This is a genomic window from Prevotella sp. (genome assembly GCF_036570325.1).
GTDB lineage: Bacteria > Bacteroidota > Bacteroidia > Bacteroidales > Bacteroidaceae > Prevotella.
On record NZ_DATCYK010000031.1, the window covers coordinates 26,141 to 41,294 of the forward strand.

The 15,154-nt window shown below is 52.1% G+C and carries 11 protein-coding genes; 7 read left to right on the forward strand and 4 right to left on the reverse strand.

The features are described 5' to 3' along the window. Positions 1-348 precede the first annotated feature (348 nt). Positions 349-825 carry an Lrp/AsnC family transcriptional regulator gene (locus VIR50_RS02950; RefSeq protein WP_331933656.1) on the reverse strand — a complete coding sequence of 159 codons (477 nt, stop codon included), beginning with the start codon at positions 823-825 and terminating at the stop codon, positions 349-351. Positions 826-993: 168 nt separating this feature from the next. On the opposite strand from VIR50_RS02950, the gene VIR50_RS02955 reads away from it, so the two are divergent. The 5 genes from VIR50_RS02955 to ccsA all read left to right on the forward strand — a co-directional run bounded on the left by VIR50_RS02955 (position 994) and on the right by ccsA (position 6,887). Beyond that, positions 994-2,121, forward strand: coding sequence for a 5-methyltetrahydropteroyltriglutamate--homocysteine S-methyltransferase (locus VIR50_RS02955; RefSeq protein WP_331933657.1), 1,128 nt, complete (start codon positions 994-996; stop codon positions 2,119-2,121). A gap of 279 nt (positions 2,122-2,400) precedes the next feature. Then, positions 2,401-3,006, forward strand: a complete 606-nt coding sequence (nrfH, locus tag VIR50_RS02960; protein WP_331933658.1) for a cytochrome c nitrite reductase small subunit — start codon at positions 2,401-2,403, stop codon at positions 3,004-3,006. 52 nt (positions 3,007-3,058) lie between these two features. Then, the gene (gene nrfA / locus VIR50_RS02965) at positions 3,059-4,555 is read left to right on the forward strand and encodes an ammonia-forming cytochrome c nitrite reductase (RefSeq protein ID WP_331933659.1); all 1,497 of its coding nucleotides are present in this window, start codon (positions 3,059-3,061) and stop codon (positions 4,553-4,555) included. A 255-nt stretch (positions 4,556-4,810) separates the two neighbouring features. Then, a complete protein-coding gene (locus tag VIR50_RS02970; RefSeq protein ID WP_331933660.1) occupies positions 4,811-6,097 on the forward strand; it encodes a cytochrome c biogenesis protein ResB in 1,287 nt (428 codons plus the stop codon). Between the two features lie 4 nt (positions 6,098-6,101). After that, complete coding sequence (gene ccsA / locus VIR50_RS02975; protein WP_331933661.1) at positions 6,102-6,887, forward strand: cytochrome c biogenesis protein CcsA; 786 nt, start codon at positions 6,102-6,104, stop codon at positions 6,885-6,887. Positions 6,888-6,919: 32 nt separating this feature from the next. Here the strand turns inward: ccsA and VIR50_RS02980 are convergent, their stop codons facing one another. Beyond that, on the reverse strand, positions 6,920-8,158 hold the full coding sequence (locus tag VIR50_RS02980) for a M16 family metallopeptidase (RefSeq protein ID WP_331933662.1): 1,239 nt from the start codon (positions 8,156-8,158) through the stop codon (positions 6,920-6,922). A gap of 155 nt (positions 8,159-8,313) precedes the next feature. On the opposite strand from VIR50_RS02980, the gene VIR50_RS02985 reads away from it, so the two are divergent. Beyond that, positions 8,314-9,252 carry a carbohydrate kinase family protein gene (locus VIR50_RS02985; RefSeq protein ID WP_331933663.1) on the forward strand — a complete coding sequence of 313 codons (939 nt, stop codon included), beginning with the start codon at positions 8,314-8,316 and terminating at the stop codon, positions 9,250-9,252. Positions 9,253-9,425: 173 nt separating this feature from the next. Here VIR50_RS02985 and VIR50_RS02990 read toward each other — a convergent pair whose 3' ends face one another. Continuing rightward, positions 9,426-9,956, reverse strand: coding sequence for an LOG family protein (locus VIR50_RS02990; protein WP_331933664.1), 531 nt, complete (start codon positions 9,954-9,956; stop codon positions 9,426-9,428). Positions 9,957-10,155: 199 nt separating this feature from the next. Further along, a complete protein-coding gene (locus VIR50_RS02995) occupies positions 10,156-12,048 on the reverse strand; it encodes a DEAD/DEAH box helicase (RefSeq protein WP_331933665.1) in 1,893 nt (630 codons plus the stop codon). A 348-nt stretch (positions 12,049-12,396) separates the two neighbouring features. Here VIR50_RS02995 and VIR50_RS03000 point away from each other — a divergent pair, with 348 nt between their 5' ends. Beyond that, complete coding sequence (locus VIR50_RS03000) at positions 12,397-14,481, forward strand: TonB-dependent receptor (RefSeq protein ID WP_331933666.1); 2,085 nt, start codon at positions 12,397-12,399, stop codon at positions 14,479-14,481. The last annotated feature ends 673 nt before the right edge of the window (positions 14,482-15,154 follow it).

A 15,154-nucleotide genomic window follows, 5' to 3' on the forward strand; every position in this document is an offset into this window, starting at 1 on the left:
GGGCTTGTGATGTCTCGGTTATGTAGCCTTGGCATGTTATCGGCGCGTTCTCAAAAACTTTACTTTTGTACTTTCATAGCTATTTTTATACTTTTGAAAATACATACTTTCTTAGCTTTGTATTTATTTTTCTATTCTTCTAAATATTTTGCTTTGTCTTGCTCAATATTTCCCTTTGTGGGGTGAAAGGATGGCGGGGCGGTTTCAGAAACTGCCCTTTGAGCCGATGAAAGGGCCGTAATGAGCCGACCAAAGCAGGCCTTTGAGCGGATGAAAGGGCTGCTTTGGTAGGACCAACGTGTGGGGATGGCGCCGGGGGCAAGGAAGGGCGGGGGACGAAAAATGGCGTTACCGCTTGACGGGCACGCCACGGGTGCTCTTCACCTCGCCGATGACGAAAATGCTGTGGAGGCTGCCTACGCACTCTATGTTACCCAAGGTGTTGAGCATGAAGTCCTGATAATCCTTCATGTCACGGGCATAGACCTTGATGAGAAAGTCGAAATCGCCGCTGGTGTTGAAGCATTCGGTAATTTCGCTGATGTTTTGCACGGCGTCCATAAACTCCTGAATGAGTTTGTGGGTGTGCTGTTTGAGGCGTATGTTGCATAGGACGATGATTCCGTATCCCACCTTTTTGGCGTTGACCACGGCCATGTAGCGTTCTATGTAGCCCTCGCGCTCGAGGCGCTTCTGACGCTCAAAGACGGGCGAGGGTGAGAGGTTGACACGGGCGGCCAGCTCTTTGACCGTCAGGCGCGATTCCTTTTGGAGCAAGCGGAGTATCTTTATATCAATATCATCCAGCGTTTCGGTAGTATTCATAACGTTGTTTTGTGGTTTTGACAGAATAATATTCTGCTATAATAGCTAATTTTCGGCTAAATTAGTATAATTTGCTGAAATAGCGGAAAAATTTGTTTCTCTTTTTCGGAATCCCTACCTTTGCGCTCAGAAAATTAACAAACAAATTATTTTATAGGAGAGAAAATTATGAGCAACAACAGCATTCACGCCCCATTCAGGGCCGACATCGTGGGCAGCTTCTTGCGCCCGGCAGAATTGAAAGAGGCCCGTGCCCGCTTCGAGGCAGGCAAAATCAGCGCCGCCGAACTGCGAGCCATTGAGGATAGGCTCATCACCGAGCTGGTGGCCCGCCAAAAAGCCCACGGCCTGAAGGTTATTACCGATGGCGAGTTTCGCCGCAGCTATTGGCACCTCGATTTCATGTGGGGCTTCCAAGGCGTGGAGCATATAGAGCTGGAGCACGGCTATCAGTTCCACGGCGAGGAGACGACGAAGGGCTCGTTGCGGCTCACGGGGCGCATATCGGGCCATAATCACCCGTTCGTGGAGGACTATCGCTTCGTTCATCAGTTTGAGGAGCCGGGCATAGTGGCCAAGCAAACCATTCCCGCTCCGGCCCAGTTCTTGGCCGAGCTCTACCGGGGCGACAACGGAAAGACGACCGACAGCGTTTACCCCGACCGCAAACAGCTCATCGAAGACATAGCCGAGGCTTATCGGCAGGTGCTCCGCGACCTCTACGAGGCTGGCTGTAGGACGGTGCAGTTCGATGATTGCACGTGGGGAATGATCGTCGATAAGGACTTTTGGAAGCTGATGGCCGGCAGCGATTTCACCGTGGAGGGTGAGGCGCAGAAGTACCTCGACATCAACAATCTGGCCATTGAAGGTAAGCCCGAGGGCTTGGTGGTCAACACGCACGTGTGTCGTGGCAACTATCATTCTACCTATGCTTGTCAGGGAAGCTATGAGCCGGTGGGTCCTTACTTGTTTGCCGGCGAGAATGTGGACGCCTTTTACTTGGAGTTTGACGACGAGCGGTCGGGTGGTTTCGAGCCTTTGCGCTTCATTCCGAAGGACAAGAAGGTGGTGTTGGGCCTCATTACGACCAAGCGTTCGGCATTAGAGAGCCGCGAGGAGCTTATCAAGCGCATCTTTGAGGCCGAGAAATACGTGTCGCTCGACAGGCTTTACCTCAGCCCGCAGTGCGGCTTCGCTTCCTGCGAAATTGGCAATAAGCTCACCGAGGAAGAGCAGTGGGCCAAGATAGACTTGGTTCAGTCTGTGGCCAACGAGGTGTGGGGAAAGCAGTAGGAGGCTTTGTTAAGGTCGGACCAGTCCGACTAGTCCGACTGGTCCGACGCTGAATGAAAGGAGGATTGGTTTATGAAGGAGGATGAGGAGTGGGCGGTGATGGCGCCCTTCCTACTCCTCCATTTTGCTATCTGGTAGTTTACAATTTACGACTATCCTCATTTATTAGGATTAAAACATGGCTTTTATCCTCATAAATGAGGATTTTTTTCTGTTTTCTTTACAAATACTTATCTCTTAATTTCATATATTTGTGAAATAGAATCAACCTATTAATCTATGAATTGGCATAAACTGACCACATGGAAGGACATTTTCAGTTATCGACAGAAGGTTTTTCTGCTGGTTGCGGGTGGTGTAATTGTCGGTTTGACATTCCTTTTTCTCTACCTCCTGAGAATGCACACATATATCGTCGGCGACGATCCTGCCGCTTGTGTCAACTGTCATATCATGACGCCTTACTACGCCACGTGGTCTCATTCGTCACATGGGCGCGACGCTACGTGCAACGATTGTCACGTGCCCAACGACAACATAGCGGCTCATTACGGCTTCAAGGGCATTGACGGAATGAAACATGTGGCCTACTTTGTGACCCATTCCGAACATCAGGCTATCAAAGCGGAGACCGCAAGCTCCGAAGTCATCATGGATAACTGCATTCGTTGTCATAAACAACTGAACACCGAGTTTGTCAAAACGGGCCGTATGGACTACATGATGGCCAAGCGTGGCGAGGGAATGGCTTGCTGGGATTGCCATCGCAACGTGCCCCACGGCGGCATGAACGCCCTGACGAGCACGCCCAACGCCGAGTCGCAGGTGCCCATTCCGCCATCGCCGGTGCCCCAATGGCTGCGTAAAATGCTTGGCGACAGTTAATGTTTATCTCTGATTGATTACCTATTCCCTTTAAAACTTAATATCTAAAAATATGGCAAAGCAATTAAAGAAATGGCAAGGATGGCTGCTCTTCGGAGGTGTCATGGTCATTGTTTTTGTACTGGGACTGCTCTGTTCCTCACTGCTCGAGCGCCGGGCAGAGGTCGTAAGCGTGTTTAACAACAAGCGGACGATGTTTACCGACTCCATCGTTTCGCAAAACGAGAAGTTCGCGCAGGACTATCCGCGTGAGTATCAGACGTGGGCCATGACGGAGGACACGACTTTTCAGAGCCGCTACAATGGCTCCAGCGATAAGGATGTGCTGGCTATGAATCCGTATATCGTCATCAATTGGGCCGGCTACGCTTTCTCCCGGGAGTATAATACGCCCCGAGGTCATCGTCATTGTATCGAGGATTTGCAGAAGATTCTGCGCACGGGAAATCCCGGAATCGATGGTGCTGACGACATGCAGCCCGGTACTTGTTGGACTTGTAAGGGCCCTGATGTGCCCCGGTTGATGCGTGAGAAAGGCCTCAATGCCTACTATGGCGCCAAATGGAGTGACTGGGGAGCGGAGGTGATGAACTCCGTGGGCTGCTCAGACTGCCACGACGCCCGCACGATGGACCTGCGTCCGGCTCGTCCGGCCTTGTATGAGGCGTGGGCAAGGGCAGGAAAGGACGTCAATAAAGCCGGCCATCAGGAGATGCGTTCGCTGGTTTGCGCCCAGTGTCACACCGAGTATTACTTTGAGAAAGAGAACCATCAGTACCTGAAATTCCCACAAGACAAGGGTCTTACCTGCGAGGCTGCCGAGGAATATTACGACAGTCTGGGCTTCTATGACTATGTTCACCCGCTGTCGCACGCCAAGATTCTGAAGGCGCAACACCCGGGTTACGAGATGTTTAAGCAGGGTATTCACGGTCAGCGCGGCCTTTCGTGCGCCGATTGTCACATGCCTTACAAGCAGGAAGGTGGCGTTAAATTCACCGATCACCACATTATGAGCCCCTTGGCCAACATCGATCGCACCTGCCAAACCTGCCATCGTCAGGACGCGGAGACCCTTCGAGAGAACGTTTATGAGCGTCAGAAGAAGGTATATGACCTCGCCATGAGAATGGAAGCCGAATTGGGAAAGGCCCACCTCTATGCGGAATTCGCGTGGAAGCACGGTGCTACCGAGGCCGAAATGCAGAAAGCACTGATGGATATACGCAAGAGCCAGTGGCGTTGGGACTATGCTTTGGCCAGCCATGGTGCCGCTTTCCACGCTCCACAAGAAGTGATGAGGCTCTTGGCCGACGCCATGGAGTTCGCCAAAGACGCGCAGTTAGAGTGTACTCGTGTAGTGGCCGGCCACGGATGGACCAAGGTTATCCCCTTACCCGACGTTTCTACCAAGGAGAAAGCACAGCGCTATATCGGTCTTGACCCCGTTAAGATGAAGCAACAAAAGCAACAATTCGTTGATACTGTCGTGCCTAAGTGGATAGAACAAGCCCGAAAGAACAAACGATTTATAACAAAACCTATGTAAAGAGTTGTGGGGGTGGGGAGTTGAGAGGATGAATAGTTTGTTTTAAAGATAGGTTATCATTTGGCTGAAGAGTGATTATCATCTAGCAAAAGACGATTTTTAATTTCGTTGAAGACTGATTATCATTTGATAGAAGATGGCTCTTCGTTTCGCTGAAAATGGAATATCATTTCTTTAAAATATAATTATAATAAGGTAAGAAACCATTCATCCTCCCACCTCCCCACCTCTACAACCTATCAACCTCACCCAATCATGTGGACAAAACCTTGGAATTATAAAGAGGGAACAGCTATTGCCGTGGGACTCACGATAGTGGGTCTCATGCTGCAATATAGTGTGGGGCCTCTTGAATGGAAGATATTTATGTGGCCGGCCAATATCATTGTGCTGGCTGTTTTTGTGCTATTCGTTGTCATGGCCTACGCTTTGCGCAAGCGGGTGTATGCCTTTCGGTTCATGACAAGCGTGCAGGCGGCCGTTCCGGCCTTGGCAGCCGCGGCCCTATTGACCGTCATCATGGGCCTGACAAAGCAGGTGGCTGAAGGCAAACCGGCTGTCGACGTGTTCGGATTGACCAAAATGCTCAACTTCTGGCCGTTCATTTTGGTCTATGTTTGGATGACTGTCATCGTGGGGGAGGTCATGCTTCACCAGCTGATTCACTTAAATAAGCGGGCTGTTCCGTCGCTTATAAGCCATGCGGGGTTGTTTCTCGTGCTCACGACGGCCACCCTCGGCTCGGCCGACATGCAGCGTACGAAGATGTATTGTGAGCAAGGAAAGCCCGAATGGCGTGTGCTCGACGAGCGACAAGACGTAAAGGAACTGCCGTTGGCTATCCAGTTGAACCGCTTTACCATAGATGAATACCCGCCGAAGCTCATGATGATTGATGACAAAGGGCTTCCCCAACCCGTCAAGAAGCCGGCGCACGTGCTGATAGACAAGGATTTTAAAGGTGGAAAACTGCTCGATTGGGACATCGCCATCGTGAAACGCATCGACAATGCCGTGCCCGAAATGATGGCAAAGATGATGGGCAACATGCCGAGTGAGATGGTAGGACGCATGCGGATGGACTCTTTGGGGCAGGCGTTGAACAAGGGTGGCTACATTCCTTTCGACGGTAAGGGCGCCCAGTGTGCCCTATTGGTGCGGGCCACGAAGGCCGGTAAGAAGGTTGAAGGATGGGTTACATGTGGCAGTTATCAATTTCCTTATCAGGGATTGGCGCTCGATGAACGCCATACATTGGTCATGCCCAACCGCGAACCGGAGCGTTTCGCCTCCGATGTGACCGTTTTCACGCAAGATGGGCAAAGCGTTGACGCCACCATTGAGGTAAACAAGCCGTTCACGATAGCCGGTTGGAAGATTTATCAGTTGAGTTATAACGAGCAGATGGGTAAGTGGAGCAACCTCAGTATCTTTGAGTTGGTGCGCGACCCGTGGATTCCCGCCATTTATTTCGGTATCTATATGATATTGATAGGTGCCATCCTCATGTTTATTCAGGCCGCCACCCACAAACAAAACTAAACCTATGAATTGGAATTATTTTATCTTTTTTGCCATCATATCGCTGCTTCTATGGGTTATCGGCGCATGGGCGGCGTGGAAAAACAAGAAAATCACAGCCTTCGCGGCCACCGGTGGCGGACTGATGGTGTTCTTCGCGTTCATTGTCTTGCTATGGATGTCGCTCGAGCGGCCGCCCTTGCGCACCATGGGTGAGACCCGTTTGTGGTACAGTTTCTTCCTTCCGCTGGCGGGAATCATCGTTTATAGTCGCTGGAAATACAAGTGGATACTCTCTTTTTCCACCATTCTATCGGCTGTTTTCATCTGTATCAACCTCTTTAAGCCCGAGATTCACAACAAAACTCTCATGCCGGCGCTGCAAAGTCCATGGTTCGCGCCCCACGTAATCGTCTACATGTTCGCCTATGCTTTGCTGGGTGCGGCCTTCGTAATGGCCGTTTATCTGCTCTTCTTCAAGAAAAAACAAGGCGAGGAAGAGCTTGATATTTGCGATAACCTTGTATATGTGGGATGGGCGTTCCTTACCATCGGCATGCTCTTTGGCGCACTGTGGGCCAAAGAGGCGTGGGGAACTTATTGGGCATGGGACCCAAAGGAAACATGGGCAGCGGCCACTTGGCTGGCCTATTTGGTGTATATCCACTACCGGCTAAACCGCCAATCCACCGCCAAGGTGGCCTTGTGGATACTTCTCATCAACTTTGTTTTGCTGCAAATGTGCTGGTGGGGAATCAATTATCTGCCGTCGGCGCAGGGCACCAGCGTGCATACGTATAATTTGGAGTGAGCAAGGCGGGGCATGGGTGAGCCAAAATGGGGCTATTGATAAATCAATGTGGTGATTTTGTCAGGCCCCATCAGTTCATTGGCCACTTGCTGAATGCCTTCCGAAGTGATGGCGTCGATGTTTTTAAAGAGGCTGGTGATGTCCTTCTCCCAGCCGTAATGAAGAAAACTTTTGCCGAAATCGAGGGCGAAGTTCTCACGGTTGTCGCAGGCCACTCCTATCTGTCCTTTGAGTTGTTTCTTGGCTTTTTCCAATTGCGAAACGGTCAAGGGCGATTGCATGAGCTTATCAAGTTCGCGTCGGATGAGGCGCAGGCAGCGGTTGACATCGTGCGGGTCGCAGCCGAAGTAGATAGCCCATAGCCCCGTATCGCTGTAACTTACCATCGTGCTTTCCACGGTGTAGACAAGTCCGTGGCGCTCGCGCAGGGCCAGATTGAGCCGTGAGCTCATGCCCGGTCCACCCAAGATGTTGTTGAGAAGATAAAGGCTCATGCGGCGTTCGTCGTGAATGTCGTAAGCCCGAGTGCCCATCATGACGTGGGCCTGATGGGTGTTGCGGTCAATGATGATGGGCGATGAGGAAGTCGGACGGTCGCTATCGGTGGGCGGAACGCTCTCGGGCGTGGTGTCAGAAACTGTGTCAAAGGCAGGCCAATCGGCCCGTTGAAGCTGTCGTACCACCTTATTTATATCTATATCGCCCTCGATGAAGAAGATGGAATTGGCCGGCCGATAGTGTCGATGGGTGAAGCGCAGGGCGTCGGCCGTGGTAAATCGCCGTACGTTGGTTGCCGTTCCGAGGATGTTGTGGCCCAAAGGATGGCCGTGGAATATCATGTTCTCAAACTCGTCAAATATGAGTTCGGCCGGACTATCGTTGTAACTTTCAATCTCATCACAGATAACTTCCACCTCCTTATCTATCTCGTGCTGCGGATAAACCGAGTGAAAGACGATGTCGGTCAGCACGTCGATGGCCCGGGAAGTGTGTTCTTTCAGGATGGCAGCGTAGTAAACGGTGTCTTCTTTGGTGGTGAAGGCGTTGAGATCGCCGCCCACGCTCTCCAAGCTATTGAGCACATGCCATGCCCGTCGGCGGGCAGTGCCCTTGAAAGTAGTGTGTTCGCAGAAGTGGGCCAGCCCCTCCTCGCCGGGTGCCTCGTCACGTGTGCCGGCGTTGATTTGGTAGCCGCAGTAGACGATGGGTGAGCTATCGGGCCGGTAAATGATACGCAGTCCGTTGTCGAGCGTGAACGTTTGATATGCCATAGTGCGTGCAAAGTTAATCCATTTTGCCAATATTTCTTTCGCTTCATGGCCGAAATATATGCTTTTGGCTTGCATGTAATCGAAATATTTGCGCTAATTTTGCGCATGATGGCGGCTCTTTGGCCGCCGGGTAATCATCCTTTCAGACTTAAACTATGCGTAAAGTAATCGGAATAGGCGAGACTGTTCTCGACATCATCTTCAAAAATGGGCAGCCCGTCAGCGCTGTTCCGGGCGGTTCGGCCTTCAATGCCATTGTTTCATTGGGCCGCGCCGGCGTCAATACCACATTCATTTCAGAGGCCGGCAACGACCGGGTGGGCCGCTATGTCATTGACTTCTTGAAGGACAATGGCGTCAACGCTGACCATGTAAACGTGTTTCCCGACAGCAAATCGCCCATTTCATTGGCGTTCCTCGATGAGCATAACAACGCTGATTACTTGTTTTACAAGGACCATCCCCACGATCAGTTGGAGTTCGTTTATCCCGAGGTAAATCCCGATGACATCGTTGTTTTCGGGTCGTTCTTCGCTGTCAATCCCGTGGTAAGGCCGCAGGTGGCCGGTTTTTTGGAGTATGCGCGTGACCGAGGGGCCATTCTTTACTACGATGTTAACTATCGTTCGTCGCACAAAGATGAGCTGTTGAAGATTACTCCCAACCTTATTGAGAACTTGGAGTTCGCCGATGTCGTGCGGGGAAGCAGCGATGACTTCGCCATTCTTTATCGAATGGGCGAGGCCGACCGTGTTTATACGGCCGAAATCAGCTTTTACTGCAAGAAAATGATTTGCACCGATGGTCCCAATCCTATCGTCGTGAGGGCCGAGAATGGCTTTCGCAAAGCCTACGAGGTGGCCCGCGATGGCGAAGTTGTGAGCACCATAGGCGCCGGCGACAACTTTAACGCCGGCTTCATCTATGGCCTTATCAAGCACGGAATTACCCGTCAGCAGCTTGTCGGTGGGCTTTCGGAGGAGCAATGGGACGGCTGCATCGCCACCGGACAGCTCTTTTCAGCAGAGTGTTGTAAGGATATTTACAACTATGTGTCGAAGGAATTTGGGAGTAAAGGGCTAAATGCTTTGTAGTTTTTGTCGGACTAGTCAGACCGGTCCGACAAGTCCGATAAGTCTGATGGGCCATTGCCCACCGGCGGCCCTGCCGCCTTTACCCCCTTTAAGCAAACCATTCATCCTCCCAACTCCCCAACCCTACACCGGCGGCCCTGCCGCCCCATCCCCTTAAACGCAAAGAAGCCGGCCTAAGCCAGCTTCTTTAAGAGTTCGTCAAGCGTGTCGACGGTTTCTATATAGGTTTGCCAATGTCCTCTTATCATGCCATCCTTGTCGAGTTCTTCGAGCATGGCGGCCAACGGATTGTAGAACCCTTTGAGATTCAAAAGATAGACTTTCTTGGCATGATAGCCTATGGTGTGCATGGCAGCCACGGTGAATATCTCGTCAAGCGTGCCGATACCACCGGGCAAGGCCACGAAAACATCGCTGCGATCCATCATGATTTGCTTGCGGTCGGTGAGGTCCTCGCAACTGATTGTTACGCTCACGGCGTCGCTCACACGGCCTGTCTGCTCCACAAGGCGGGGCACCACGCCGATGGTAGTGCCGCCTCCGGCGTGTACGGCTTGGCCTATGATTTCCATCAAGCCTAAGTTGCAGCCGCCGTAAACGAGCGTGTGATGGTGTTGGGCCATCCATTGCCCAAGGGCTTCGGCGGCGTCGAAGAAGGCCGAATCAATCTGATTGTTGGCCGAACAAAATACACCTATGTTCATTTTGCTAATGTTTTGGTTTGTTGTTGGTAGATAGTGAGGAGCTAATTGGTAGAAATCAGACTAGTCGGACAAGTCAGACCGGTCGGACTAGTTTGATGGCTGACGCCTTCCATCTGCGGCTTTGCCGCAGTACAAGGGGGCTTTGCCCCTTCATCCTCTCAACTTCTCACCCTTACAACCGGGCCTATCGGGCCCGCTCTTACTTCTTCTTAGGTTTGCGGCGTGCCCATCCTTCCTCGCTGAAGTCGGGCTCGGCGCCTTTCAGTTTCAGGGGCTGACCACTCATAAGGGCCCGCCAATCGGTTTGTTCTTCAAACTCACGTGAGCGGCGATTGCCTCTCGGGGTCTCTCGGCGGCCACGGTTATCGTTGCCACGGCTGCGTCCGCGGTCGGCCTGACGACCACCGCGACCTTCTCCGCGGCCCGTGCCGGCAGAGCGACCACGGCCTCCCTCGTCGGCGTCGTTACATCTTACCTCGCGTCCTTTGTACTCCGCGCCGTTCAAAGCCTTCATAACTTTGGTGGCATCTTGCTCGGGTACCTCGATGTAAGCGAACTTTTGAAGCAGGTCTATGTGACCCACTTCCTGACGAGAGTGCATGTTCTTATTGAGGAACTGCATGATTTCGCCGGGATAGAAGCCATCGGTTTTACCCAAATTGATAAAGAGACGCTTGTAACCCGCCTCGGTATTGTGCTTGCGGCGCTGGCCATCCTTACGGCTGTCCTTGCGTCCTTCGCCCCGCTCGGCTTTGCGACCGCTCACCGGTTTCTCTATAACGGGCGCGTTCTTATAGTAGTTAAGGAACTTACCAAAGGTCACCGTGACCATCTTCTTGATAATATCTTCCTTGTCGATATACTCAAACTGACGCATGATTTCCACCGTGTAAGGGGCTATCTGCTCCTCATCGACGTCGGTTTTCATGATGTCGTCCATCACTTTATAGAGCTGTTTCTTGCAAATCTCTTCAGGTTTGGGCAGTTCACCGTCGACAAAATCCTTGCCGATTTGCTTCTCTATCTGGCGCACTTTGAACTTCTCCTTGGTGTGGATGATAGAAATGGAGGTGCCTTTCTTGCCTGCCCGGCCGGTACGACCCGACCGGTGGGTGTAGCTTTCGATGTCATCGGGCAGTCCGTAGTTGATGACGTGGGTCAAATCGTCCACGTCCAATCCTCTTGCCGCCACGTCGGTGGCCACGAGGAACTGCACGGTGTGCTGGCGGAACTTCTGCATCGTCAGGTCACGTTGCTGCTGGCTGAGGTCTCCATGGAGCGCCTCGGCGTTGTAACCGTCCTTGATCAGCTTGTCAGCTATCTCTTGTGTCTCTATCTTCGTGCGGCAAAAGATGATGGCGAAGATATGGGGATAGAAATCCACAATGCGCTTCAGGGCTAAATATTTGTCCTTGGAGTGCACCATGTAATAGATGTGATTGACGTGCTCGGCGCCCTCGTTGCGCGATCCAACGACAATTTCCTTGTAGTCGTGGAGGTAGTTCTTGGCGATACGTTCCACCTCTTTGCTCATTGTGGCCGAGAAAAGAAGCGTGTTGTGGTCGTCGGGCAACTGCTCGAAAATGGCGTTGATACTCTCCGAGAATCCCATGTTGAGCATTTCATCGGCCTCGTCGAGCACGATGTTGTTCACGTTGTCAAGCTGTGCCACGCCTCGGTTGATGAGGTCAACCAAGCGTCCCGGCGTGGCCACGATAATCTGCACGCCATGGCGCAGGGTGCGAATCTGACTGCCGATGTCGGTTCCTCCATACACGGCGGTCACGTGAATGCCATCCATGTATTTGGAAAACGCGTTGAGGTCGTCGCATATTTGCAGACAAAGCTCACGTGTAGGACTAAGGATAACGGCTTGTGTGGTACGGTCGTCGGCCGCGGTCTTCTGCAACACGGGCAATCCGTAAGCCGCCGTTTTGCCCGTACCGGTCTGTGCCAGTGCGATAACGTCGTTTTTATTACCAAGCAAATAAGGGATAACTTCTTCTTGGACGGGCATGGGTTGCTCAAATCCAAGTTCTTCGATGGCGCGGCGAATGCTCTCGCTGACGCCCAATTCTTCAAATGTCTTCAAATTTTTTATACAATAAAAGCTGGAAGGACAGCAGCCCTCCCAGCCATAATTATTTGGGCTTAAAGACCTTCCGAAGTTATAATTACGTCACAATCAAACGGTTGCGACACTATTTCGGCTGCAAAGTTACGCTTTAATTCCCGTGTGGCAAAACAAATGTCGCTTTTTTATTAAACTTTAAGGGAAAAACCAAAGCTGCCCTTTCATCGCCTCAAAAGGCAGCTTCGGGCGGGTCATAGCAGCCCTTTGGGGCGATGAAAGGCCTGCTTCGGCCGGGCGTTTAAAAATATTTTACTACCTTTGCGGCCGATTATGAATAGTGGCCCATTGGCCTTTATTTAAATTTTTATGTACAAATCAATTTTCAACAAGCGCGGGACGCTGCGGTTTAAGCATTTCTCAAACCATGGCTACTCCCTCTTTGCATGCTTGGGAAGAGAGGTTCTCATCGGCACATTGAGTGTCGCCACGCTGACCTACGCTAAGGCCGGCAGCGTCAGCACCGATGTAACCAAGGTGACAACCGACTCTACCTACCGCTGGCAAAAGACGCTCGAGGAGGTGAACATCACCGGCTCGAGGGCGCCGCTGACGCAGAGCCAGCAAGCGAGAATGGTAACTGTACTGAGCCGCGAGGACATTCAGGCGGCGCCGGTACAAAGTGTAAACGATCTGTTAAAGTACGCCGCGGGCGTCGACGTCAGGCAACGAGGGGCCATAGGGGCCCAGACCGACGTGAGCGTAAGGGGCGGTAACTACGAACAGGTCACGATTCTGCTCAACGGAATCAATATCGGCGACCCGCAAACGGGCCACAACGCGGCCGATTTCCCCGTAGACATCAGTGAGATAGAGCGTATCGAAGTGTTGGAAGGACCGGCCGGACGGGTCTATGGAACGTCGTCGTTGCTCGGCGCCATCAACATTGTTACGAAATCGGAGGCCCATTCCGGCCTGACGGCTCACGTGGAAGGCGGCAGCTATGGCTACCTGAGCGCCGGTGTGGGAGCCAATGTGGCCGGCGGGCCATGGCGCAACCGACTCTCCGCGGGCTATGCCCGGAGCGATGGTTACACCCGTAGCGCCAAGGGAAAGCTCAATACCGATTACCGTCGCGTGAAGACTTTTTATCAGGGAAGTTACGTTAACGAGGACTTACTCGTAAGGTGGCATGCGGGCATGAGCCTGAAAGACTTTGGCTCGAGCACCTTTTACAGCCCGAAGTTTGACAATCAATTCGAGCATACTTTCAAGACCTATACCGCCATTCAGGCCGAGACACGCCGCGGACGGGTACATTTCCGCCCATCGGTGTACTGGCACCATCAGTACGATCGCTTTGAGTTGCTGCGTGGCGACGACGCCCGGACGGGTAAGATTCCGTTCAATTACCACCGCACCGACGTGATGGGAGTCAACCTGAACGCCTATGTCGACTGGTCATTGGGCCGCACCGCCGTGGCGGCGGAGCTTCGTAACGAGGATCTTGTGAGCACTAATCTCGGTGAAAAGCTCCATAAGGCACGGTCGATACACGGCACCGACCGGGTTTATGCCAAGGGATTGAACCGCACGAACACGCAGTTCGTCCTCGAACACAACGTTCTCTTGAACCGGCTGACCCTCTCCGGTGGTATCATCGCCGTGAAAAACAGTTGGGGTGAGCGGCCGATGAAGGTTTATCCGAGCCTTGACGCCAGCTACAGAATAGGCGACGGACTGAAAGTTTTTGCCAGTTACAACACGTCGCTGCGCATTCCTTCGGTCACCGAACTGTACCTGAAGAAAGACGGTCACATGGCCGATCCCAACCTGAAGGCCGAGGAGTTGCAAGCCTTGGAGGCCGGCGTGCGCTATACTTCGGACGCGGTGACGGCCTCGGCGTCCGTTTTCCACAACTATCATACGAACCTTATCGACTGGATAAGCGACGGGGAGAAGGACGACACGGGCGCTTTGGTATGGAAGTCGGTCAACTTCGGCCATATCAGGGCTTTGGGTTTTGAAACCCGCCTGAAGCTCGACATGTTGCGCCTCGTGCCCTCGCAGCGCCTCGTTAAGGAGCTTGGGGTGAGCTATTGTTTCATCGATCAGGACCACAATGAGCCTTCCGGCATACAGAGCCTTTACGCTTTGGAGTATCTGAAGAATAAGTTTGTGGCCCATGCCCGGCTTCAGTTGTGGCGCCGTTTGGAGCTGAACGTCAATTACCGCCTGCAACATCGCATGGGCAGTTACACCGATTTGGAGGGCCAAAGCCATCGCTACGGCACCTACGGTCTGCTCGACGCCAAGCTCAATTGGGCTGCCGACCGCTGGAATGTCTACCTTGAGGGCAACAACCTTACCGCCCGCAAGTATGTGGATGTGGGCAATGTTCCCCAGCCCCGTGCGTGGATCGTCGCCGGAGCTGCCGTGAAACTGAATTTTTAAGTAAAGAAGTTGTGAGGTTGGAGGGATGAAAGTTTACTCCTTTTAAGGGAAGAGTTTAGTCTTGTTAGATGTAGAGTTTAGTCTTGTTAGATGTAGAGTTTAGTCTTATTAAATGTAGATTTTACTCTTGTTAGATGTAGAATTTACTCCCTTTAAATGAAGAGTAATAAATTATAACAAACTATTCATAGTCGCGTCTCTCCAATCTTGCATTTTCAAAGCTGCCTTTTGAGCCGCCCAAAGCGGCTCTTTGGTGTTGTCAAAGCGGCCCTTTCACCCGATGAAAGGGCCGCTTTGAAGTTGTGGGGGTGGGGAGTTGAGGAGAGGAGGGCGGCAGAGCCGCGGTGTAAGGGTGAGGAGTTGGGAAGATGAAGGGTTAGCTTAGAAGGTATGAGGTGGCCACATGGCCGCCATTATTGTCGGACCGGTCGGACTAGTCAGACTGGTCTGACCAGTCGGATGGACCATTGCCTATGGGCGGCTTTGCCGCCCCATACCCCCTCTAAGCTAACCCTTCATCTTCCCAACTCCCCACCCTCACAACCTAACCCCTACAACATTATTTAACTGCTCATAAAAAAAAACTTAATCTATTTGCCTTAACTTTGCAACCAATTATGGTGTTAAACTACATTTGGATAGCGTTTTTCGTTATTGCTTTCGTGTTTGCGGT